This window comes from Nonomuraea sp. NPDC050786 (genome assembly GCF_040654115.1).
In the GTDB taxonomy this organism is placed as follows: domain Bacteria; phylum Actinomycetota; class Actinomycetes; order Streptosporangiales; family Streptosporangiaceae; genus Nonomuraea.
The window spans coordinates 1-20,549 of sequence record NZ_JBFAHJ010000047.1 but is presented as its reverse complement, the minus strand read 5'-3'; the positions used below and the strand labels follow the sequence as shown (position 1 = coordinate 20,549).

The window sequence follows — 20,549 nt, the reverse complement described above, 5'->3', positions numbered from 1 at the left end:
TCCACCGTGAACCGGGCCTGGCACTCGAGGTTGAGGCATCGGATACGGACCTCGTCACCCACGACTCCGCACACGGCCAGGTCACCGCACTGGGGGCAATCCATCGGTCCCTCCCTGGGGATCGGTCTGGTTGTTCTCGAGTGATCGGTAATAGGAGTCCTGGGCCGCCATGCAGTAGTCACAGCCTCCGCACGGCGGTTCCCAGCCCCAGCCACCGCACGAGGTGTAGTCCGGGCAGTCCGGGTGGTGGTAGTTCTCCCACTCGGGAGTGTCCGGGCACGTGCAGGGCTTCTGACTGATGAACGTCGCCATGCCGTCCCGGACGATGTTCACGGGCGGGTCGTCCCTTAGTCGCTCCGCCTGGTCCTGTGCTTCCTGGACCGTGGCCTTGATCCGTTCCACGTCCATATGCCGGTCCGTCCTTGGGGGTCGGACCACCCCGTCTGGTCGGGGCTGGTCGGGGTTGAAGAAGGCCCGGCCGGAGCCGGGCCCAGGTGGTGGTCAGAACGGCGGGTAGTCCTGTTGCCGGCGGGTGCTGGGCCTGGGTGTGTGCCGGTCCGCGCAGTCGACGGCCCAGCACTGGTGGGTCCAGCACGTCTCCCGGTCATCGCCGTGCATCCCGGCGTCCTCGAGCTGGTTCTCCCGCTGGATCGCGGCGGCGAGTTTGGTGTCCATGGTCGATTCCCCTTGGATCAGTAGTTCAGTGTCTACGGAGTTCAGGGGCCCGGCTCCGGCCGGGCCCAGGTCGTGGTCAGATCCTGATCAGCATGCGCTGGCCGGGCCGAATCTCTCCGGTGATCTCCTCCCCGGAGCTTTCGTTTCTGGCTCTCACCGTGTCCGGCCCGATCTCCGTCACGATCCACACGCGGCCCGTGCAGGGTGCCCAGCCGATCCCGGTCACGGATCCGTCCTTGGCCTCCCTGTAGGTCTGGAACGCCACAGGCGTGACGATGGCCATGCCGACCTCCACGCTTTCCTGTGGGACGCTCTTCAGCCGGTTCCAGGGGATGACGTCCACTGGTGTCCTCCAAGGGACTGGGCCCCGGCGGGGCCTACTGAGTTCAGTATCCACTGACCTTGGCACAGAGTCAAGGCCCTGGCATGTCGCCGGCCCCCGGACATGCGAAAGGCCCGGCCGGAGCCGGGCCCAGGTGGTGGTCAGAGGTTGCGGAGATCAGCCGCATGCACGTCCCACACGCTCCCGTCCGGGAGTCGTACAGTGACGCGATTCTCGCCCTCGTAGGTGCAATACCGGGAGATGACGTTTCCCTTCATTTCCTGGCCATCGTTCAGGAAAGTGACCGACTCTTTGCCGTCCACCAGTTCTGAGGTGTCCATGGGCATGTCCTCCAAGACTCGAGGCCCGGCGGGGCCTACTGAGTTCAGTATCCACTGACCTTGGCACATAGTCAAGGTCAGTGGCTGCCTGGCCCCCGACATGACGAAGGCCCGGCCGATGGCCGGGCCTGAACTCCGTGGGTCAGTACCTCAGTGACTCAGGACCTGCACGAGCAACGCGGCCAGGAAGACCATGGCCACGTGGAAGCTCTGGTCCAGCGCGTACGCCCCCGTACCCAGGGTCGGGGCCGGGCTCCCGTCTGCCTTCACCGTGCCCTTGCCCAGGTTCCAGAAGTCCGTCTTCCTTAAGGCATCGGCGATCCGCTCGAGGGTGACCTTCCGGCCGTCCTTGCCCGGGTGGAAGGCGGCCCGGTCGGCCCAGTAGTGCGTGACCGCGTTCCAGGCCAGGCCGGCCAGGACCGCGTACCACGGCGGCCGGATCCCGGTGGCCAGCTCCGCCAGGAGACCGAACCCGGCCAGGGTCGCGGTCAAGGTCAGGACGTGTCGCATGCACGCGGACCGTCCAGCCGCGGCCGGGTCTCCCTTGGTCATGGCCTGGCGGTGGTTCTGGACCCAGTGGTCCGCGAAATAGTGGCCGGCGAACCAGGCCGCGAAGTAGACAGCGAAGATCATGTGTTGGTCCCTCCTCGGGGATCAGTAAGTCAGTGGTTCAGTACATCAGGAAGGCCCGGCCGGAGCCGGGCCTTGGTCATCTGGGGAACGTGGTCGTGAGCTTGATCTGTTGCCCGCACTCACAGGTGAACTCCGCGGTCACGGTCTGGCCGGGGGCCCCGTAGATCTCATGAGTCCGGTTGCAGCTCCGGCACTTGGCCGTTCGGGACAGGATCGCGGGCATGGTCAGCCCTCCGTGCTTTCCGCGCGTATCCGGGCCTCGAGCCGGCGGCGGGCCCTGTCCTCCGCCTCCCGGCGGATGTCCTCGGGGAACTCCTGGCGGGCCTCACGGATCAGGGCCAGGAGCGTGGTCGTGTCCATGTGCTGGTCCCCTCCTTGGGGGTCGTGGAGCGGGTCTGCTCAGCCCAGGAGGCTGGAGGCGAACACGGCCAACTGGTTGGCCCCGTGCATGACGCCGTCGAACACGCCACCCACCGCGTCGGCGGCCTGGGCGGGGCGGGTGAACAGGTAGAAGATCGCGAACGCGATGGCCACGTACGTGATCACTTTCTTGGTTCTCATGGGGGACCTCCGTGGGTCAGTGGTTACTGAACTCAGTATCCACAGACCTTGGCTCACAGTCAAGGTTCTGCCTGTCCCGGACATGAAGAAGGCCCGGCCGATCGGCCGGGCCTTCTAGTCCGCGAAGTATGCGTTGATCCGCTGTGGTTTGATCGTCTCTCCAGAACCCCACGAGTACTGGACCCTGACCGATCCATCATCGTCGTCTTCCATGGGTGGCGTGAACTCGAGCACCGTCACGGGATAGTTGGAGTCAAGGACTGCACTGCCTCCGATCGGGATCACGCCTCCGTCGTAGCTCTTGAGTTCCCACTTCGCCATGGCCTTGTCCTTTCTTCCGTTGGGACCACGGCCTCAGTATCCACAGACCTTGGCTCACAGTCAAGGACTGCCTGTCCCGGACATGAAGAAGGCCCGGCCGATCGGCCGGGCCCTATCAACCCTTCACACGTACCGGATGCTGAAATCCAGCTCGTCCGGCCGGTATACCAGGGCCCGATCAAACACGTAGTCCCCGTTCGTCGTGCGCACATAGGTTGCGAACTCATACGGGCTTGGGTCCCCGCTCGGGTCAGCCTGATACACGAACGTCAATTCCGCCTCCCGGGTGCCGGCCTGGGCTTGGGCCGGGCCCAGGGTAGGACTTCATCCCCTGAAAAGGACGTCCGTTACCACTTCTGTACCCAATCGAAATAGACGATTTCCCCCACCCTCATTTCCGCACCAGACGAATGGGGAATGGCTCATGTTTTCTCGCATGACAAAGCCCTGGCCATTGACCAGGGCTTTCTCGGATCACGACATGTCATAGTCTGCGGACAGATCGCGTCCCGGCCCCAGGAAGTCCTGGGCGTACTCGGTGACCTCCCCGAACTGGTCCCAGTAGAAGTTCGTCATCGTGAGCGTAGGTGTGCCGGCCTCCACGCCCAGGGTCTCCGAAGCCTCCTCCGGCACGGGCCTGATCGTGACCACGTCCCGACGCCGGACCGCCTTCCGGCCGGTCCGCTCCTCCACGAGGCCGAACGTCATCCGTGGCAGAGGCTCCGCCCGGACCAGCTCCGGGGCCGGGCCGGCGAAGGCGGCGGGGAGCCAGGACGTCGACAGGGCCACCGTGCCCTGGTCGTCGTAGTAGGCCCGCCGGCGGCGGACGACCTGGTCCCCGGGTTCGATGTCGAGCGCGTCCGCCACGTGGGCGGGGGCCGGGACGAGCCCGGCACTGATGATCTCCGTCCGCTCCCCTTGCCGGAGCCCGTCCCCGGTCGCCCGGAGCATGGTCAGCCGGTCCGGTCCCGTGGTCAGGATCCGGGGCAGAGCGGCCACGGTGCCGATGCCCTGGATGGTCTCGGCGTAGCCCTCCTCCCGGAGGATGGCGGCCACGCGCGTGGCCGTGGCTGTCGCCACCCCTTCCGTCTTCATGATCTCCCGGACGGACGGGATGCGGTCCCCGGGCTGGATCTCCCCGCGGATGATCCGGTCCCGGATCGTGGCCGCGATGCGCCTGTACGGTGCCAGTGCCTCCATGGTTTCCGCCCTCTCTGTTGACAATCGCGCGTCCCTAGAACAGCATAGAGCAGCAGTGATCTAGAGCACTCTAGAGTTACAGGGAGGCTTCGGTGCCCACCCAGCAAGCCCCGGTCGCGCAGTGGCCGGGGCTTTGTCGTGCCCGGAACTCAGTGCCGGGCCGCCCAGCTCATGGCCTCGAGCCAGAGCGGGTTCACCAGGTCCCAGCACACGGCCACGGGGATGGCCACGACGAACGCCGGCCGGAGGAGGAACCTCTCCACGGGGCCGCCGGCCTTGAGTGTCAGGAGCCTGGTCCGGCCCTTGACGGGCCAGAGGAGCGGGCAGCCCTGTTTCGTGATCATGTCCCCGATGATGTGCACGCTCATGCCGATGACCAGGGCGTGCGGCATCAGCTCGAGCGGGAAGCCCGGCCACCAGGCCGCCCCGATGGCGAGAGGCGGCGGGAGCACGTCATCCCACCACCCCCGGATCTTCAACAGGCGGATCGGGGCGGCCCAGCACAGGAACAGGATCACGGCCAGGACCGCGATCGACCAGACCTCACCCCGGTACGTGATCGCCGCCTGGGCCAGGAGGGCGGTCACGGCCACGCCCAGGATCGAGTGCGTGGCGGTGCGGTGGCCCCCGGTCGCACGGCGGAGGGCCCAGGACAGCCCCCTGGTGAGGAACCCGCCCGTGTTGCTGACGGTGGATCTGGAGTGGTCCAGGTCGGGGAACAGGCTGGCCCCCACGACGATCGTGGCCGCGACGACGCCGGCCGGTATGGAGGCGTCGGTGACCTGGTACGTGATCACCCCCGTTACTACTCCGGTCAGCGCATGACTGACACCCATCATGGTCGTAACCCTTCTGAACTGGAGGAATGCGAAGAGGCCCCAGGTGGGGCCCCATCTCACCTTGACTTCACCTTGCCTCTGTGTCAAGCTATGAATGTTACTGAATTACTGAACCACTGACCCCCAAGGAGGGGACGATGTCCGCGCTCGTTCTTCTGATCACGGTCCTGGCCGCCGCTCCCCTCCTGTTCGTGTGCTCCATCCAGGAAGCCACCGCCGACTCCCGGACCAAGACCGAGATGATCGCTTCCGTCCGCAACCGGGGGCTCCTGCTCACCACGGCCGGACTCACCTGGGGCGTCCTCATGACCGTGTTCCTGATCTCCACCGCGCTCCTTCTCACCACCACGGCCTGTCTGGCCGGGCTCGGTGGGATGCGCTTCTAGAACACGAAAACGCCCCCGGCCAAGGCACTGCACGCCCGGCCAGGGGCTGGACCTCTGACCCCACAGATTCGAGGAGAGATCCTGATGGCCATCATCCCGCGACCCGCGTCCGCGCGGAACATCGTCGCGACCATCATTTCCGCCCGGACCGCCCAGCCTCAGCCGCGAGCCATCGAAGGCCCGCCGGCAGGGACGACCACCGCTCTGCCGGCCGTCCAGTCGCGCCCGCTGACCCCCAAGGACAACGCGCTCCGCTACGCCATGAGCGTGGTCGGGCACGGCACGCTCAAGACCCCCGTGCACACCTGGGAGCGGGCCTGGGACTGGGTCAAGGTCTCGCACATGCGTGAGGGCGGAACCCATCGCGGCCCGGTGTCGGAGAGGCACGCTGCGGCGTACACCAAGATTCAGCAGGAGCGTGCGGCCCGTGCCGGTGCGGTGGTCAAGACCATGACCAAGCCCTGGACCACCCGGGCCCGCATCGGGAAGAACGGTTTCCCTGTCGCGCTCGGGACCTGGGGCCTCACCGCCGGGGAGGTGGCCCACGCCGCGTTCCCCGCCCACCCGTTCCTGGGCACGTTCATCGGGGGCCTGAACGGACTGCTCGCCGAAGCCGTCGCTGCCGTCGTGAGCGTGGCCAGCCCCGTGGCCCTGCCCGCCGCCGGCATCGCCGGCCTGGCCGCGATCGGTGGCAGCATCCGGCGGGAGCACGAGCGCCGCGGCGCACGGCAGCGGATCCGTGACGGTGTCGACTCCCCGGAGGACGGGAAGCTCCTGCCCGCCGTCGTGATGGCGGACTGTGCCACCCCGGAGGACGCCATGGAGGCCGTCCGGCGGGCCCTGGCGCTCGAGAGGGTCAACGTACGGCCCCTGTCCGCCACCGTCACGCCGTGGGGGTGGGAGGTCGTCGTCCAGCTCTTGAAGGGCCAGCCCTCCGACATCGTCCAGGCATGCGCTGACCTGGAGACCTTGCTGGACGTCCGGGAGGGTGGCGTCCTGCCCACCCCGCACCGGGACCGGCGTGCCCGGGTCACGCTCCGGATCATCGAATCCGACCCGTGGGCCACCATGCCCGATGACCCCGACTACACCGGCCGGAGCTGGTCCAGCCGCGACGCGATCTGGCTGGGCAAGCGGCTGGACGGTGCGCAGATGGCGACCAGCTTCCTGGCCAAGCACGGGCTGATCCTGGCCGCGTCCGGCGGTGGCAAGTCCATCTTCGTCCGCCGGGTGGTCGACGGGCTGGGGGCCGCCAAGGACGTTCACCTGTGGGACCTGGACCCGTCCGGAGTCGGGCAGGCTCCCCAGGAGGCCGTGATGGGCCGGATCGCCCTGTCCCCGGAGGACTGTGAGGCGGCCCTGACGGACGCCGTGGCCATCGCGGTCGGGCGTACCAGGCTCCTCCGCAAGCTGGGCATGGGTGACTCCTGGCAGGCTTCGGCGGAGCGACCGGCCATCGGGGTCGTCGTGGACGAGTTCCCGCGGCTGACCCAGGCCGGGAAGGCCGCCGCCGTCACCCTCCTGCGGATCGGGCGCAAGGCGAAGGTGTTCCTCCTCTTCGCCTCCCAGGACGCGAAGAAGGACGTTCTCGGGGACTCGATCGCGGGCCAGGTGGCGTTCAAGGCCGGTGGTCCTGGGCTCCAGCCCTGGCAGGAGGATCTTCTGTGGGGCCCGGGTGCTGCCGGTCGTGGCTGGCACCCGGGCCGCTACCAGCCGGCCACGAGCGAGGACAACCCCCAGGACGCGGGCGTGTTCTACATCACCGGGGCCGGCGATGACGCGGCCCTGCCCATGAAGGTCGGGTTCATGTCCGGCCGGACAGCCCAGGCCCGTGCTGAGCAGTACGCCCGGCTGGGGTACGTGCCCATGATCGACGCGGAGAGCCTGAAGGCCGCCGGCCTGGACCCGTACGAGGTGTACACGCGCACGGACGAGGAGGAGGCGGAGGCGGCCCAGGCCGTCGTGCTTGAGCCGGCGGAGGCCGCTCCGGTGCCGGAGGAGGCCCTGGCCATGCTGGAGGCCATCGCGGACGACATCCAGGCGTGGCCCTCGGAGTGGGTGCCGGCGTCGGAGCTGGCAGCCGTGGCCGCGGCCCGAATGGGCTGGGAGCCGGGCAAGCTCACGGAGATGCGCGTGGCTGAGTTGCTGAACGCCGCCTACATCCCGGTCAAGCGTCGTAACCGCGGCATCGTGCGGCCTCGTGCGGCTCTCCTGTCCGCTGTGGGCCGTGACCTCCTGGCCACGGCCTGATCCCGAAGCCCTACACCCTGAAGACCTGATTGGAGACTGACGTGAACACCCCCAAGCCCAAGCCCCATGGCCGCTACGCGGCCTGGCTCCTCATCGTTGTCCCGGGCGGGACCTCCCTGGCCTTGTCCATCGCCCACGCCCTGCACAAGGGAGGCGGGTCGGACCAGTGGATTGCCGTCCTGGTCGGCACCATCCCGGCCATGTGCGTGGCCGTGCTGGCACACATGGCCAGCCACGGTAAGACGGACAAGGCCGATTGGTTCATCACGTGGGCGGTTCTGCTCCTGGCCTTCGGCATGAGCGCATCGGCTCAGGCGGCCAGCGTGGACCGGTACATGGACTGGATCTTGCACTGGTCCTTCCCCATTGCCACGGACCTGTCCACGATCGTCGGCCTTCGCCGGCTGATGGCCATCGGCAAGGAGCATGGCCACATGACCACTCGGGAGGCATCGGTGGCCCCGTTCGATGGTCATGGCCACGGTCTCGTGGCCACGGAGATGGCCAAGGCCGATGGCCACATGGCCATGCTGGGGCGTGGCCACGAGACCGTGGCCAATATCGACGGCCATGGCCACGAGGATGGCCATGGCCATGAGGATGGCCACGGTCTCGTGGCCACGCCGACCGTGGCCACGGCCACGGGGACGGCCACGGTCGGTGGCCACACTCTCGTTCGTGGCCATGGCCACGTGGCCACGGTCGGTTTGGCTACGGCCACGGAGCCGGTGGCCACGCCTCAGCCCGTGGACAACGCGGCCAGGACTACGGCCACGGTGGCCAAGTCCACGGCCAAGAAGGCTGTGGCCAAGCCCTCTGACCAGGGAAAGGACACGTCCCCGAAGGGCGGCCTGACGGAGGCCAGGCTGGCCGTGATGGACAACCCGGCCATCACGTACCAGGAGCTGGCCGTGGCCATCGGGTGCTCCGAGCGCTCGGCCAGGCGGCACTTGGCCACGATCAGCCGGGAGAAGGAAGAGGTGGCCATGGCCATGGCCATGGACCAGTTGGCCACGAGCGTGGCCATGGCCACGGACGAGAAGTGATGGCCATGGCCACGTGGCCACGCTCTTGGCCAAGATCGGTGGCAGTGGCCACGTGGCCACGAACGTGACCACAAGATGGCCACGCCCTCGAGGATGGCCAAGAGCGTGGCCATCTGACAGAACAGGCCCCGCACCGGAGGAAGGGTGCGGGGCCTGTTCTGTGCCCGGGTCCGGCCGGCGACGGGTGTACACCAGGGGATTGCACGCGGGCCTGCACGGGCCTGCATCGGCCGGCACGGTGCTGACTCCTGGTGCCGACCCCGTGACCAGGGAAAACGCTCTTGAGTCAGCCAGTTGGGCACCAATCCCCGGGGGAGGGGGGTCAGGGGCCTGACCTGGGGAAACGTACGACACCCTTACCCTGTAAATCAGGAGTGCACAGCTCCCGGCCGGGCCGATCGTGAGGTAAGCTCCGCTCCGGCTCGGGATGGGCTGGCTCTGGAGAGAGCGGACAGGCCCCCACACCATCGGTGTGGGGGCCTGTTCTTGTTCTGGGCTACAGGGCGGCCAGTCGCCGGCTCGAGGACGGATGCGCGTCCAGGATCCAGACCCAGCGGGTTCCGGGGGCCTCGTCCTTGGAGGTGTCGGCCACCATCTCCCGCATGTAGTCCAGGCCGGGGAAGCCGGCCGCGTTCAGCAACTCCACGCCGCGGCGGTCCGCCTCGTACTCCGCCCTCCGGTCCAGGGCCTTGGCGGTCAGGGCGGTGGCCGCCCACAGCACGCCCAGGACCAGGAGCATGACCATGTTCCTGGCCGGGCTGCCCCACCAGTAGACGTCCAGGGCCCAGACCGCTCCCTGGGTGCAGGCGAGCATGATGAAGGCGGCCACGCTTGCCCTCTCCAGGATCGAGGACAGGACGCGCGTGGTGTGGCCCAGCTCCTGGTGGGCCAGCTCGTGAGCCAGGACCGCGTACCGGATCGACTCCGGGCCGGTCATCAGGTCCACACCCAGCCGGACCACGGGCAGGCTGTGGCCCCGGCATCCGGTGGCCACGGCGGTGTCTCCGATGCCGTGATCGGTGACCAGGACCAGGCCGGGTAGCTTCGTGAGCGCGGTCATGGCCTGGGCCGCCTCGTTCAGGTTCGTCATCTGTCCCTCCATGGGGAAAGCCCCGGCCGATGGCCGGGGCTGGTCGGGTCTGGTCACTTCCGCTTGCGGGTGTTGGAGATCTTCCGGGCCTTGCTGCCATGGCCCTTGGCGCAGCACGTGCAGCCCTTGGTCTTCTGGCTGTGCAGGCACGTGGGGTTCAGGCAGGTGTTCATGACGGCAGCGGTGCCGCGGGCCACGGTCCGGATGGTCTGGGTCAGCTTCATGGTCCCCTCCTTGGGGGTCGGTCTGGCAGGTTCGTGGCCCGGCCGGAGCCGGGCCTGGGGTTACCGGGGAAGGTCACACGCGCAAGCGGTGTAGCCGTTGCTGCCCTGGAACACGGGCCGCTCGTCCGAGCACCGCTTGCCGGTCCAGATGATCCGGGGTCCGTAGAACCGGGTCAGGGCCTGGGGGGTCGCGTGCCACTCCTTGGTAAGGGCCATCATCATGTCCTCCTTGGGACTCTCGAACTTCTTACTCTCATGGTGCGCCCACCTTGGCTCACAGTCAAGGTGCTGGCCGGTGGGAGTTCGGGCGGAGCTGGCCCGGACACGCGAAAGGCCCCGGACCACTTCGGTCCGGGGCCAGGTGGTGGTCCCTCAGCTCTCGATGTAGTCCGGGGCCGGCACGGTCACGGCCAGGAAGCTGGTCCTGAGTCGGGTGGTCCAGTGCCGCTCCTGGTCCGGCCGGAGCGCGTGGACCGTGAACCCGAGCGTGGTCAGGTTGTCGGCCCACGTCGGGGTCAGGTGCTTGATCACGTTCTCCACAGCCTTCCTGGCCGCGGCCATGTCCGTCGTGTAGACGTCGAACAGGAACGCGCCGCGGCCGGTGCTGCCCAGCCGGACCTCCCAGACCTTGGCCTGGTCGCTGTCGGGGGTGAAGGCAGAGGGAGCGGGGGCGGTGATCGTAGCGTTCATGGTGCCCTCCTGGGGGCTCGTCCTGAGTGGTTGTGAGACCAGTATGGGCCCCACCTTGGCAATGAGTCAAGGTCCTGAGCCTGTTTCGAGGGATCTTTTCTCACCCCATCTGACCTGGGGAAATAAGGATAAGGATAAGGACAGAGACGTACGCGCATAGGTGTCCAACACGCGCAGGCACGCGAAGCCAAGGACATAAGGCAGCGTGATCATGCCATAGCTTGCCCTGGAGTCAAGGAGTCTGGCAGACTGGAGCGGTCATCCCCAAGCCCCAAGGAGGGCATGTTGATCTCCCACATCTATCTGGCTCTGGCTCGCCAACCAGACACCACGATCAGGGATCTGAGCATCCTTGATGGCATCCTCCGCCGTGTCACTCCCGGCCCTTATGGGTGCTGGATCTGGTCGGGCACCGCCACCTCCGCCGGGGGTAGCGGCCGGGGGTCCGCCAAGCCCTACCCACAAGCCTCGATCGGTGGCCGGCCCCAGCGGGTCCATCGCGTCGTGTACGAGATCGTTCATGGGAGCATCCCGGCTGGCTACCACGTCGACCACGCATGCCCCGTTCCGCACACTCTGTGTGTTCGATGGGACCACCTCGAAGCTGTTCCGCCCAGCGAGAACGAGCGCCGGAAGCATGTCCGGGTGACCGCAGACCCGTACTGGGAAGTAGGCCCGGACCAACTACCCCAGCACCAGATCACGGCCATGACCCGGCGGGATCAGATCCTCCTGGCCGTGGCCGAAGGGTGCGGGGTACCGGAGGAGATCGTGGCGGCCACGGGGATATCACGCACCATGGTCACCGTGGACCTTCAAGAGCTGGCTTCCCAGGGCCTCATCTGGCACGAGGGAGTTCGTGCGTCCCGATCCCGCCCCTGGAGGCTGGTCAGCGGGTAGAACTGGCCGGGGCCCTCCGCCGTCCCGGTGGTTGTGCCCGGACATGACGAAGGCCCCGCTCGGAGCGGGGCCTTGGCCGGGACTCGGTGGGTCAGTGGCAGTCGAAGAACGGGTGTGGCGGGAGGGCTGAAGCTCCCGCCACCCACTCATCCCGGTCGATCATGTCTAGGTCAATGGCCTCTTCGGCGTCAAGCCAGCGGTAGTAGGCCGCGCGGTCGCGGTGTTCGAGGACATCACCGATCCAGCTAAGCGTGATGCATACGGTCCTGAAATCATCACCGGTGCTCTCGCTTTGCTTCGTCCTGGCGACTACGTACATGTCGCAGAGTTCCCGGGTGGTGCGAGGTTCGAGAGAGGCACGACCGCGAGCGTGCATCGCGGCGAGTCGGGCCTTGGCGGTGGTGGTCTGTGCCATCTCGGTTCCCTCCATGGGGCTTGTTCTTGCTGTGCCTCCAGGATGGCATGCACCTTGGCTGAGAGTCAAGGTATCCTATGCCCTTTCCTCCTGAACTACTGAAGCACTGACCCCGGACATGACAAAGGCCCCGCCGGAGCGGGGCCTTTTTGGTCGGGTTGGCAGTCCCAGTCTGATGGCCGGCCGGGCTCGTCACGGCGGGCCTGATGTCGTGGAGGTCCCGTGCTCGGGACCTGAGTTCTGGGCCTGGACCTGGTCCAGGTGGTGCCAGTGTCGCGGGCTGGGCGACCCCTTTCCGTGTCTCTCGGCGGGTCTGACCTCCACAGTGTGAGGGTGGTCTGAGACTCGCGTCAACGATTACCCACAGATATGTCGACTACATAGTGTGAGCATTCCTCGCACCCTCGACATGGTGAAGGCCCCGACCAAGGTCAGGGCCTTCTGTACTTCGTAAAGGCGTCGGGGCTAGTGCGCTCGGCCCTCCTCCGCCTCACATGCCTTCGTCTGGGCCAGGTCCCGGGCCTGCCGGCGATGCACGTCGGTCCAGATCATGGCGGCGGTCAGGATCGCCGCCGTGGTCACGACCAGGGTCCCCTCCATCCCCCAGCGATACGCGACCACGACACTGAGCACGAGGTGCCCCAGGCCCAGTGCCACGAAAGCGGCCTTGCTCAGCCGGTACTGGATCTTGTTCATGTGCCCTCCCTGGGGCTTCGGTGGTCAGTACGTACGGGGTTCAGTAGATCAGGACAGTCAAGCATCTAGCATGACGAAGCCACCGGCCAGGAATGGTCGGTGGCTTCGTCATGCTTGGTCCGTGTCAGGACGTTCGAGCGATCCGCTCAATCTGGTGCACGGCCACGCCCAGCTCCACGTCATTGTCAAAGAACACGACGTAGGGGAAAGGCGTCGGGTAGTCCCGGGCCTTGACCACGGTCCCGGTCGTTCCCCGCGGGACTCGGTAGTGGGCCCGGGAGTCGTACGGGACCACGGACAGCTCCGGTTCGTCGGTCGGGATTGAGCCTGCCAATGTGACCAAGGACCGGACTCGGTCCTGTTCGGCGAACGTGATGTAGTCCATGACCGGACCATACTCCTGTGCTGTGACATTCCTTTGAGTGATCGTGCTCTTGGTGCGCTGCCTCCGGGTCCGGCTTCGGGCCGCTTTACCGATGTCCCGCCCGTCCACCCCGCGCAGCTCCGGCGGAAGCCAGATCTGAACCGGCCGGTTCGCGTGGTCGTGGACGAACCGGTCATGCTCGTGGCCGTTGCAGGTGGGGCAGAGCTTTTCGCCTCTGTTGGAGATCAGGCCGGAGAAGGCCCGGCCCTTGTACGTGTAGGGGATTCCGGGTTGGTTGCAGTGGTCGCAACGCTTCCCGTCCCCCGGGTTCTCGTGACTCATGCCGACGTCCTTTCATGAGAAAGGCCCCGGGCTCAGCCCGGGGCCTGGTCTCTACTTGAGCTTGTTCCAGTGCCGTTCCGCGATGGCCGCGAACGCGCGCCTGGTTCCCTCGTGGTCATCGTTCGTAGGGGGCATGGTGGTGTCGAACGAGAACGAAGCTCCGGTGTTCTGGTCCAGGATCGTGATCTCGCCGGAGTAGAGGCACCCGCCCCGGCGAATCGCGGTGTGGGTAACGGCTACCTTCTTGGCGCGGTCCCGGTACACGGTCTGAACGCTGACACCCTCGTAACCACCGGTCGGGCTGGGCTTGGTGTCCGTGTAGGTCATGACCATGTTGAACATGGGGCCCTCCGTGGGGTTGTTCCTCTGTGGAGTTGTTCTTGCCTGTGAGTCAAGGATGGCACAGGGCTTGGCTCAAAGTCAAGCCCTCGAAGGAGGCCAGACCTAGCTGGCCACCAACTTGACCAGCTCCGTCCGCGAGTAGATCGCGAACCGTCCTTCACGGCCGGTGTCGGGGCACCGGTACCGGGCATACCAGAGGCCCCCGATGCCTGACTCTTCGATCTCCAGGAACTCCTGGTGCCGGCCGCGGTGGTCCCAAATCAGGGCCTTGGCCGGGATCTGGTCCGCCGGCACGCTCTCGTACTTCTCCACCTCCTGGACCGGGGTGGACTCGATCGTCTCTCGGAGCATCTTCAGGGAGGACAGATCCCGCCAGGAGTGGCGGGGCCGGTCGACGTCCAGGTGGGAGGCCGGGACGCATCGCCAGAGTGAAGTGAACAGCCGGAGGGACCGGCCCTGGGTCTGTCGGGAGTGCCAGGACAGTTGCACGTGGTACTCCGGGTCCTTGCGGCCCAGCTCCACCGACACGAACGGGTTCCCGTCCGTGTCCTCGTTCCAGTTCACGGCGGTGAGCCAGCCCTGGGCCTGGGCCAGGTCCACGAGCTTCTGTGCGACACCGGGCAGCTTCTTCTCCATCGGCCCTCCAAGGGACTCGGGTCTGATCGGCAGGTACGGGGTCAGGATCTCAGTAGGTCAGGAGATGAGGAAGGCCCGGCCGGAGCCGGGCCTTCGTCTCACGCTTCGTTCTCCCAGGTCCAGAACAGCCCACGCGCGTGGTGCAGTAGGTGGCTGGTCTCCCCATCGATCCCGCTGGGCTGGTTCTCGTGTCCGGCAGGCTTCGTGCACTGCACGAGTCCGGCGCTTGCCCGGTATCTGCTGATGCACTGCTTGGTGCCCATGTCTCCTCCCTTCAGTAGCTCCGGGATTCAGTAAGTCAGGCCCGGCCGGAGCCGGGCCTTGGTCTGGGTCTTACGATTCCGTCGCACGACGTCGGGCGGTGGTCGCGGCACGTCGGAAGGTCTCCTTACGCTGGGGGTCCGTCTCCTCCTTGGCCGCCTTGTCCCAGCCCTTCGCGACCTTCTTCCATTCCTTCTTGGCGTTGATGGCCATCTTGGTCCCTCCTTGGGGGCTTGACTCTGTGTCTAGGGAGATCGTCTCTTGACCTTGCCTCACCGTCAAGCGTTTCCCGTTTCCTGTTGGCAGGCAGACCACGAGAAGGCCCGGCCGGGTCCAATCAGTAATCCAGCTATTCAGTACCTCCTGAGTTCAGGAGATCGTGGGTAGTCTCGGCCGGCTCATCCCCTCGAGGACAGGAGCTTGACACACAGGCAAGGTCTCCCCCATGCTCGAACCAGGGAGACCCACGAAGGTCACGAACAAGGAGGCCCACGGTGGACATGAATGTGGAACGGCTTCTCGAGCGCATCAACGGCACGAACAGCATGGACGTGCGGCGGGTCCTTGGAGTGCTGATCGTCCAGGCCCCCGAAGCCCTGGAGAAGGCACTGAACACGGTCGCGCGCTGGGATGCCGAAGGGGCCGGCCGTGTGGTTCCGCTGGCCCAGAAGGCGTAGGGGACAGGACCAGCTCGTCCTGGCCCGTATCGAAGAGTCGATCATGACCCTCCGCCACCTCCAGCTCCAGGGCCGGCCCGGGGCGGAGGTCTCCATGAACATCTGCCTGGAGCAGTGGGCCAGGGCCTGGGACCGCCTGGTCCTGGAGGAGTACGAACGCCAGGTGACGGACCTGGCGTCCCCCGACTACCACGGATAGGGCTTTTTGATCTTCGAGAAGCCTGCTTCTCAGTGATCATCTGACCCGTGATAACTCGGCTTATCACGGGTCAGATGTCGGCCCCAGCCCCCTCTGGCCGGGGCTTATTCATGTCCGGAGGGCCAGGAGGCCCTGAGCCGGCCTGTGCGGGCCGTGACCCCCACCTGGTCCCGATGCCCTTCGGTCGAAGGAGTTCGCTTGTCCACGGCCATCCTGGGGGCGCGATTTCAGGCTTCGGAGCCCTCCGCCTTCCGTAAGTACGGGATTCAGTAGATCAGGCTTGACTTTGAGCCAAGGTATGCAGGAGGATGTTTGCAACGAACTCCCAGGGAGGGAACGATGGAGATCAAGTTCGGTGGCCGCCACGCTCAGGTCCGTGTCATGTTCGACGTCCAGGACGCGGAGCCGCTGATCCTGGCGGATGAGACCAAGTTCGTCCCCCGGAGAATCCGCATCACCTACCGCGACAACGACACCGCGCGGTGGATGCTCGAGGGCCGGAAGCTCCGCAAGGACGGGGCTCCCTACCTCAAGGACGCGACCGTTCTGAAGGACGATCTCCTGTACGTCCCAGCGGAGGGCGGGTACCAGGTCCCGTCCTGGATCACGGACCTGGTCACGGAGCATGCTCCGAAGACCATGGACATCTGACCACGAGCACGAACAAGCCCCGACCACACCGGCCGGGGCTTCGTCGTTCCTGAAGTCAGGACCTCAGTAGATCAGTCCTCCACCGCCTCCAACCCGCCCACGGCCGACCGTGCCCGGCCCAGCACCTTCGCCAGCTCGTCCGCCTTCGCGCACGCGGCCGCGGTCGCCTCGACGAGCGTGGCGTGCGCGGCCTGGACGTTGCCGCCGTGCTTGCCGTAGTCCGGGTTCTCCCGGATCGCGCCCGCGTCGACCTGCTCTCCGATCCAGTCGGCCATCTGGTTGAGTGCCTGGGGCAGCTTGCCCAGCGCGTCGACCAGCTCGCCGTACACGCTGTAGACGGTGCTGGGGTAGACGAGCCCGCCGTTGCCGGGCATGGTCGCGTAGTTGAGCATGCGAACCGCCCGGTCGATCCCGGCCGCGATGGCCCGTGTCCCTTCGGACGAGTGCGGCCCGTTCACGCCGACGGGTCTGCCCTCGTTGTCGGTGATCTCGATCATCAGCCCACGTCCCTGATTCCTCATGTAGGTGTCCGCCAGTTCGGTAACGATGCGGCTCCGCTCGTTCGGGTCGGTCACGCCTTCCAGGCGATCGGCGAGTACCGAGCGAGCCGACCCGGGAACCCGGTCGCACGGGCATTCCGCGATTGCATCTCTGAGCGCTGGGTCAGTGGTGGCCGTGCGACCCAGGCAACCGAGCAAGTTCAACTTCCCGATCTCGCACAGCCCGCGGGTACAGCAGGAGCACTCAGGGCATGGGCCAGGCTCGGGTCTGCCGTAGATCGGGCCGAACGGTTCGGCATAAGCGTGTTCGTCTGTCATCAGTCCGCGTCCCGGATCCGCCTGGCCAGCTCCCCGACCATCTCCGGAGTTTCCGCCGCGTACTCCAGAAGAGCCCGCCACATCTTGGAGTGCGGGAGCCGGGGCACGTCCAGCTCGTCCCCCACCTCCGCCACCAGCCGGTTCATGGCCCGGTAGTCCGCCGGGTCCAGGTCCACCGTGATCCGTACCGGGTCGGTGCGCTTCGCGGTGGTGCCCCGCTCCGGCACCTGGCCGGCCTCGTCCTTCCGCCTGGCCGCGGCCACCCGGGCGAAGCGGTTCGTTCTCCTGTCCGTCATCACCGGCCGGCCCTGGCCAGGTACTCCGCCGCCAGGATGTCGATCGGGTCTCCCGGCCGGATGTCGGGCACGGCCCCGAAGGCCAGGGCGTACACCTCACGCCGCGGGATCTGGGGCCGAAGGACCTCGTACCCCAGCTCTGTGAGCGCTGACCTGGCGTCGAAGCCGCTCCGGGCCCCGGCCACGACCCGGTTCAGGAGGATGGCGATCCTGGCCGGCGACTCCCGGACCTCCGCGATCTCGTCCAGGAGGTCAGTAATTCCTGAAGTCCGTTCGATCTCGATCGTGGTCGGGGCCACGGGAATCGTGATCTCGTCCACCCGCCGGAGCACGGACCGGACGATGGCCCCGTGGTCCTCTGCCTGGGGGAGGTCGCAGACCACGATGGTCTTGTCCCCGCCGATGCCCGACAGTCGTTTGCCGGCGTCCTTGACGGCCAGGCCGTAGACACTGAATGGGAACCCACCCACAGCATCGGACCAGGCCAAGGCGGAGCCGGCCGGGTCGCAGTCGGCCAGGGCCACGTCATGGCCCCGGGTGTGAAGGGCGTAGGCGAGCAAGACCGATGTGGTGGTCTTGCCCGTGCCGGGCTTGAGGTTCGTGAAGGCTATGGAGAGCATTGCAGTACTGAACCACGGAAGGCAGTGGGTACGGAACGCGACCCGGGGTTTGGACACGAAGAAGGCCCGGACCTTGGTGGGGTCCGGGCCTTCTTGCTGGGGCGAGTCAGAGCCACATCAGTTCGTGGACGGCGTCGGGGTTCTTGTTCGCCAGCTTCGCCAGTTCCCGGCTGGTCATGCCCTGCTTCATGGCCCCCTCCCAGACGAGCCGGGGAGACGCGGCCCCCACCAAGATCTGGATGGATCCCCTACAGAAGCTGGCCATGAGCGCGGGGTCTGATGCGTTCTTGGCTCCGATCCGGTCGCACTCGTCCAGGGCTTCCTGATACGTCATGGTCATGGTGCCCTCCGTGGGATTCTCGCCCTTGCCTATGGGTCAAGTATCCCTCCTGTCTTGGCATAGAGTCAAGCTTTCAGTCTCGACTCCTCCGCCGGCCAGAGGTCCGCGTTCTCCTCCTGCCACACCCGGTACGCCTCCCGGGCCTCCACTTCCCGGGCCGGCCGGTGAAGGTAGGGGAACAGCTCCTGGCCCACCAGAGAGCCGCGACGGGCCACGGCGTAGGCCAGGCCCAGGACGTCTATCCAGCGGTGCTGGAGGATGATGTTGGCCGCGCGGATCGTGGCCTGGACCTTGGGCGTGGCCTCCTCCTTGGACATCCCCAGGGTCTGGCACCGGGCCCAGACCTCCTCCAGGTCTGTTCCGGCCAGGTTGTTCAGGCGGTGGGTCAGATCCGGGTCCTTCCGGGGGTCACGTCCCCGGCCGATGAACCACAGCCCGGACGCCTGGGCCCCGGCCAGGAGCATGGCCACGTAATCCACGGTGGGTAGCGCGTCCATGTCTTCTCTGATCTGGCAACGGTCTCCGCCCATGCCGATGCGCTCATGGCTGACCACATGCACCTCCCAGACCCACATGCCCAGGGTCTGGGCGACCACGGCATGACCGGCCTCGTGGACGGCGGACAGAAGGCGGAGGAGACGAGGGGGCAGGTCAAGGGTCTGCCGGATCTCCAGCTCCAGGACGGTCTTCTCTTCCGGGCTCATGGTTCCCTCCGTGGGGATCAGGGGTGTGTCTCCAGCATGGGCGGACCTTGGCTCTGTGTCAAGGTAGTTGCCTGGGTTACCCGAGCATGACGAAGGCCCGGACCTTGGTGGGGTCCGGGCCTTCGGTCGTTCAGAGCTGGTCCGCGTCCACGATCCTCCGCCGGCCCCGGCCGTCCAGGTACAGGACTCGCTTGGTCAACTCGGCGTCGGGAGGTAGTTCAGGACCTTCTGGATTCGTTCGATGACGTTGCCTGGGTTGGTGTCCCACCTGTCCGCGTCGTCGGCCTCCATGCGGTCCAGGATGTGCTGGATCAGTTCCAGCTTGTCCTCCTGGTTCATGTACGTGATCGCGTCCAGGTCCAGCTCCCGGCTGTCCGGGAGCTTCACGGGGGTGGCCATGCTCTGTCCTCTCTCGAAAGGAGAAGGCCCGACCGAAGCCGGGCCTGCTCGGTGGTACGGCGGAGGGGTCAGCCCAGAAGCCGGCTGATGATGCCCCGCTTGGCCGGGGCGATCTTGTCCAGCTCCTCCTTCATCCTGCGCTTGGCCGCGCCACGGCTACCCTCGTGCTGGATGAGGGCCTTGAACGCGGTGTCCCGGTCCTTGTCGCTGCGACGGGAGTCGATGGCCTCCCGGGCCAGGGCCGCGCTCCTGTTGCCGGCCTGGGCACGTCCCTTGGCCTTGGCGTACTTCTCGGGTGACATGCGATCGAACATGGTTTGCCCTCCTTGGGGCTCTCTCGGTTACAGGTCCAGCATGCACCCACCTTGGCTCATAGTCAAGGTCTTAGGAGGCTGGAAAGTAGAAGGCCAGGACCTGATCAGGTCCTGGCCTTCCCGCTACTTCTGGGCCGGGATCTCCTCAGCCGTCACCACCCGGCCGCCGGCCCCCTCCCACATCTCCAGAAGGACGTCCACGTCCTCCGCCGCCGCGATCAGCGAGCCCAGCCAGACCCAGCCCCCGGCCCGCTGCCGGTACAGGGTCAAGTAACGCTCCCCGCCGGCCAGTGACGGGATCGGCTCGTACAGGGCGAACCCGTGCGGGCCCTCCACCAGGGCCCGCATCGCCGGGGCCTGGACCCGGAACTCCGCGGCCGGCTCTCCGGTTGCGGCTTCGGGGGCCAGGTCGTCGTTCTTCACTCCGGGCACGGGATCTCCTCCAGGTCGGTGTCCAGGCAGACCTTCACCAGCTCCGGATCCGGCTCCTTCGCCGGCTCCGTGACCTTCACGGTCCTGGTCACGGTCGGGGCCGGGCTGGGGTCACGCCATCGGATCGGTCCGGGCACCTCACGGACCTTGGTCTTGGTAGGCCCGGGAACCGCCTTCGCGGTCACGGTCGGGCCGGGGGCATGGTGGGTGACGGTCACCCGAGCGGAGGGCATATGCGCTCGCTGGACCGCGACCCTGGCTTGGCCCTGGCCCCACGAGTACCCGAGCACCAGGGCCGCGGTAGTCGACGCGCACATGAGCACGGCCCACGGCCACCTCTTCGGCTCCAGGTCGTGCTCCTGGTGGCGTCCGGCCGGGCCGCGGAGGGCCCGGTGGATCGGTCCTGTGATCGGGCCTGTGTCGTCGCGGTGCCGGCCTCCGTACGTCCCTGGCCCGGCCGGCTCGTCCAGGGTCTCCGCAGCCGTCGCCGGAGGCCCAGGTTCCGGAGGCTCTGGGGCCTCGTCCCCTTCCAGCTCCTGACCAACGCAGTGCGGGCACTCGTAGC

The 20,549-nt window shown here is 66.9% G+C and carries 36 protein-coding genes and 1 pseudogene; 8 read left to right on the top strand and 29 right to left on the bottom strand.

Translation table 11 applies throughout. The annotated features are described in order from the left end of the window. Positions 1-81: 81 nt before the first annotated feature. The 10 genes from AB0H84_RS49460 to AB0H84_RS49415 form a co-directional block, all read right to left on the bottom strand. Positions 82-408 (bottom strand): hypothetical protein, encoded by a 327-nt coding sequence (locus AB0H84_RS49460; RefSeq protein WP_357620691.1) that lies wholly within the window; start codon positions 406-408, stop codon positions 82-84. 93 nt (positions 409-501) lie between these two features. After that, positions 502-675, bottom strand: a complete 174-nt coding sequence (locus tag AB0H84_RS49455; RefSeq protein ID WP_357620689.1) for a hypothetical protein — start codon at positions 673-675, stop codon at positions 502-504. Positions 676-751: 76 nt separating this feature from the next. Next, the gene (locus AB0H84_RS49450; RefSeq protein WP_357620687.1) at positions 752-1,018 is read right to left on the bottom strand and encodes a hypothetical protein; all 267 of its coding nucleotides are present in this window, start codon (positions 1,016-1,018) and stop codon (positions 752-754) included. A 140-nt stretch (positions 1,019-1,158) separates the two neighbouring features. After that, the gene (locus AB0H84_RS49445; protein ID WP_357620685.1) at positions 1,159-1,338 is read right to left on the bottom strand and encodes a hypothetical protein; all 180 of its coding nucleotides are present in this window, start codon (positions 1,336-1,338) and stop codon (positions 1,159-1,161) included. A gap of 150 nt (positions 1,339-1,488) precedes the next feature. Further along, complete coding sequence (locus AB0H84_RS49440; RefSeq protein ID WP_357620684.1) at positions 1,489-1,971, bottom strand: transcriptional regulator; 483 nt, start codon at positions 1,969-1,971, stop codon at positions 1,489-1,491. Positions 1,972-2,196: 225 nt separating this feature from the next. Further along, complete coding sequence (locus AB0H84_RS49435) at positions 2,197-2,331, bottom strand: hypothetical protein (protein ID WP_357620682.1); 135 nt, start codon at positions 2,329-2,331, stop codon at positions 2,197-2,199. A gap of 39 nt (positions 2,332-2,370) precedes the next feature. Then, on the bottom strand, positions 2,371-2,532 hold the full coding sequence (locus tag AB0H84_RS49430; RefSeq protein WP_357620680.1) for a hypothetical protein: 162 nt from the start codon (positions 2,530-2,532) through the stop codon (positions 2,371-2,373). 114 nt (positions 2,533-2,646) lie between these two features. After that, entirely contained in the window at positions 2,647-2,853 is a 207-nt protein-coding gene (locus AB0H84_RS49425) for a hypothetical protein (RefSeq protein WP_357620678.1), read from the bottom strand. 474 nt (positions 2,854-3,327) lie between these two features. Further along, positions 3,328-4,053 carry a GntR family transcriptional regulator gene (locus AB0H84_RS49420; RefSeq protein WP_357620676.1) on the bottom strand — a complete coding sequence of 242 codons (726 nt, stop codon included), beginning with the start codon at positions 4,051-4,053 and terminating at the stop codon, positions 3,328-3,330. Between the two features lie 149 nt (positions 4,054-4,202). Beyond that, positions 4,203-4,892, bottom strand: a complete 690-nt coding sequence (locus AB0H84_RS49415; RefSeq protein ID WP_357620674.1) for a metal-dependent hydrolase — start codon at positions 4,890-4,892, stop codon at positions 4,203-4,205. Positions 4,893-5,029: 137 nt separating this feature from the next. Here AB0H84_RS49415 and AB0H84_RS49410 point away from each other — a divergent pair, with 137 nt between their 5' ends. From AB0H84_RS49410 to AB0H84_RS49400, 3 genes are all read left to right on the top strand, one after another. Then, positions 5,030-5,278 carry a hypothetical protein gene (locus AB0H84_RS49410; protein WP_357620672.1) on the top strand — a complete coding sequence of 83 codons (249 nt, stop codon included), beginning with the start codon at positions 5,030-5,032 and terminating at the stop codon, positions 5,276-5,278. Between the two features lie 84 nt (positions 5,279-5,362). Continuing rightward, positions 5,363-7,528, top strand: coding sequence for a hypothetical protein (locus AB0H84_RS49405; RefSeq protein ID WP_357620670.1), 2,166 nt, complete (start codon positions 5,363-5,365; stop codon positions 7,526-7,528). 41 nt (positions 7,529-7,569) lie between these two features. Then, the gene (locus AB0H84_RS49400; RefSeq protein ID WP_357620668.1) at positions 7,570-8,574 is read left to right on the top strand and encodes a hypothetical protein; all 1,005 of its coding nucleotides are present in this window, start codon (positions 7,570-7,572) and stop codon (positions 8,572-8,574) included. Positions 8,575-9,070: 496 nt separating this feature from the next. On the opposite strand, the gene AB0H84_RS49395 is transcribed toward AB0H84_RS49400, so the two are convergent. From AB0H84_RS49395 to AB0H84_RS49380, 4 genes are all read right to left on the bottom strand, one after another. Then, positions 9,071-9,664 (bottom strand): M48 family metalloprotease, encoded by a 594-nt coding sequence (locus AB0H84_RS49395; RefSeq protein ID WP_357620666.1) that lies wholly within the window; start codon positions 9,662-9,664, stop codon positions 9,071-9,073. Positions 9,665-9,717: 53 nt separating this feature from the next. Beyond that, positions 9,718-9,888 carry a hypothetical protein gene (locus AB0H84_RS49390; RefSeq protein ID WP_357620664.1) on the bottom strand — a complete coding sequence of 57 codons (171 nt, stop codon included), beginning with the start codon at positions 9,886-9,888 and terminating at the stop codon, positions 9,718-9,720. A gap of 60 nt (positions 9,889-9,948) precedes the next feature. After that, a complete protein-coding gene (locus AB0H84_RS49385; RefSeq protein ID WP_357620662.1) occupies positions 9,949-10,110 on the bottom strand; it encodes a hypothetical protein in 162 nt (53 codons plus the stop codon). A gap of 150 nt (positions 10,111-10,260) precedes the next feature. Further along, complete coding sequence (locus AB0H84_RS49380; protein WP_357620660.1) at positions 10,261-10,578, bottom strand: hypothetical protein; 318 nt, start codon at positions 10,576-10,578, stop codon at positions 10,261-10,263. A 282-nt stretch (positions 10,579-10,860) separates the two neighbouring features. On the opposite strand from AB0H84_RS49380, the pseudogene AB0H84_RS49375 reads away from it, so the two are divergent. Next, positions 10,861-11,196, top strand: a pseudogene (locus tag AB0H84_RS49375) (HNH endonuclease signature motif containing protein); the annotation flags it as partial. 27 nt (positions 11,197-11,223) lie between these two features. Beyond that, positions 11,224-11,478, top strand: coding sequence for a hypothetical protein (locus tag AB0H84_RS49370; RefSeq protein ID WP_357620810.1), 255 nt, complete (start codon positions 11,224-11,226; stop codon positions 11,476-11,478). A 91-nt stretch (positions 11,479-11,569) separates the two neighbouring features. Here the strand turns inward: AB0H84_RS49370 and AB0H84_RS49365 are convergent, their stop codons facing one another. The 6 genes from AB0H84_RS49365 to AB0H84_RS49340 form a co-directional block, all read right to left on the bottom strand. After that, positions 11,570-11,908 carry a hypothetical protein gene (locus AB0H84_RS49365; RefSeq protein ID WP_357620658.1) on the bottom strand — a complete coding sequence of 113 codons (339 nt, stop codon included), beginning with the start codon at positions 11,906-11,908 and terminating at the stop codon, positions 11,570-11,572. Positions 11,909-12,358: 450 nt separating this feature from the next. Further along, entirely contained in the window at positions 12,359-12,589 is a 231-nt protein-coding gene (locus tag AB0H84_RS49360) for a hypothetical protein (RefSeq protein WP_357620656.1), read from the bottom strand. A 124-nt stretch (positions 12,590-12,713) separates the two neighbouring features. Continuing rightward, positions 12,714-13,295 carry a hypothetical protein gene (locus AB0H84_RS49355; protein ID WP_357620654.1) on the bottom strand — a complete coding sequence of 194 codons (582 nt, stop codon included), beginning with the start codon at positions 13,293-13,295 and terminating at the stop codon, positions 12,714-12,716. A gap of 51 nt (positions 13,296-13,346) precedes the next feature. Further along, positions 13,347-13,637: a hypothetical protein gene (locus tag AB0H84_RS49350; RefSeq protein ID WP_357620652.1), complete on the bottom strand. Its 291-nt coding sequence runs from the start codon at positions 13,635-13,637 to the stop codon at positions 13,347-13,349. Between the two features lie 102 nt (positions 13,638-13,739). Continuing rightward, positions 13,740-14,273 carry a hypothetical protein gene (locus tag AB0H84_RS49345; RefSeq protein WP_357620650.1) on the bottom strand — a complete coding sequence of 178 codons (534 nt, stop codon included), beginning with the start codon at positions 14,271-14,273 and terminating at the stop codon, positions 13,740-13,742. A 333-nt stretch (positions 14,274-14,606) separates the two neighbouring features. Next, positions 14,607-14,747, bottom strand: coding sequence for a hypothetical protein (locus AB0H84_RS49340; RefSeq protein WP_357620649.1), 141 nt, complete (start codon positions 14,745-14,747; stop codon positions 14,607-14,609). A gap of 281 nt (positions 14,748-15,028) precedes the next feature. On the opposite strand from AB0H84_RS49340, the gene AB0H84_RS49335 reads away from it, so the two are divergent. The 3 genes from AB0H84_RS49335 (at position 15,029) to AB0H84_RS49325 (ending at position 16,061) form a co-directional block, all read left to right on the top strand. Further along, positions 15,029-15,211 carry a hypothetical protein gene (locus AB0H84_RS49335; RefSeq protein WP_357620647.1) on the top strand — a complete coding sequence of 61 codons (183 nt, stop codon included), beginning with the start codon at positions 15,029-15,031 and terminating at the stop codon, positions 15,209-15,211. Positions 15,212-15,254: 43 nt separating this feature from the next. Further along, positions 15,255-15,410, top strand: coding sequence for a hypothetical protein (locus tag AB0H84_RS49330; RefSeq protein ID WP_357620645.1), 156 nt, complete (start codon positions 15,255-15,257; stop codon positions 15,408-15,410). A gap of 339 nt (positions 15,411-15,749) precedes the next feature. After that, a complete protein-coding gene (locus AB0H84_RS49325) occupies positions 15,750-16,061 on the top strand; it encodes a hypothetical protein (protein ID WP_357620643.1) in 312 nt (103 codons plus the stop codon). 71 nt (positions 16,062-16,132) lie between these two features. On the opposite strand, the gene AB0H84_RS49320 is transcribed toward AB0H84_RS49325, so the two are convergent. From AB0H84_RS49320 to AB0H84_RS49280, 9 genes are all read right to left on the bottom strand, one after another. Beyond that, positions 16,133-16,558 carry a hypothetical protein gene (locus AB0H84_RS49320; protein ID WP_357620641.1) on the bottom strand — a complete coding sequence of 142 codons (426 nt, stop codon included), beginning with the start codon at positions 16,556-16,558 and terminating at the stop codon, positions 16,133-16,135. Positions 16,559-16,878: 320 nt separating this feature from the next. Next, positions 16,879-17,175: a hypothetical protein gene (locus AB0H84_RS49315; protein WP_357620639.1), complete on the bottom strand. Its 297-nt coding sequence runs from the start codon at positions 17,173-17,175 to the stop codon at positions 16,879-16,881. After that, on the bottom strand, positions 17,175-17,795 hold the full coding sequence (locus tag AB0H84_RS49310) for an AAA family ATPase (protein WP_357620637.1): 621 nt from the start codon (positions 17,793-17,795) through the stop codon (positions 17,175-17,177). The genes AB0H84_RS49315 and AB0H84_RS49310 overlap by 1 nt, the downstream gene beginning before the upstream one ends. Positions 17,796-17,901: 106 nt before the next feature. Then, positions 17,902-18,135 (bottom strand): hypothetical protein, encoded by a 234-nt coding sequence (locus AB0H84_RS49305; RefSeq protein ID WP_357620635.1) that lies wholly within the window; start codon positions 18,133-18,135, stop codon positions 17,902-17,904. Between the two features lie 65 nt (positions 18,136-18,200). Beyond that, entirely contained in the window at positions 18,201-18,839 is a 639-nt protein-coding gene (locus tag AB0H84_RS49300; RefSeq protein WP_357620633.1) for a hypothetical protein, read from the bottom strand. Between the two features lie 195 nt (positions 18,840-19,034). Further along, positions 19,035-19,238, bottom strand: coding sequence for a hypothetical protein (locus AB0H84_RS49295; protein WP_357620631.1), 204 nt, complete (start codon positions 19,236-19,238; stop codon positions 19,035-19,037). Between the two features lie 68 nt (positions 19,239-19,306). Then, positions 19,307-19,552 carry a hypothetical protein gene (locus AB0H84_RS49290; RefSeq protein WP_357620630.1) on the bottom strand — a complete coding sequence of 82 codons (246 nt, stop codon included), beginning with the start codon at positions 19,550-19,552 and terminating at the stop codon, positions 19,307-19,309. Positions 19,553-19,675: 123 nt separating this feature from the next. Next, positions 19,676-19,984, bottom strand: coding sequence for a hypothetical protein (locus AB0H84_RS49285; RefSeq protein WP_357620628.1), 309 nt, complete (start codon positions 19,982-19,984; stop codon positions 19,676-19,678). After that, positions 19,972-20,549, bottom strand: a 578-nt coding sequence (locus tag AB0H84_RS49280) for a hypothetical protein (protein ID WP_357620626.1), incomplete at its 5' end; no start/stop codon positions are given. The genes AB0H84_RS49280 and AB0H84_RS49285, both read right to left, overlap by 13 nt.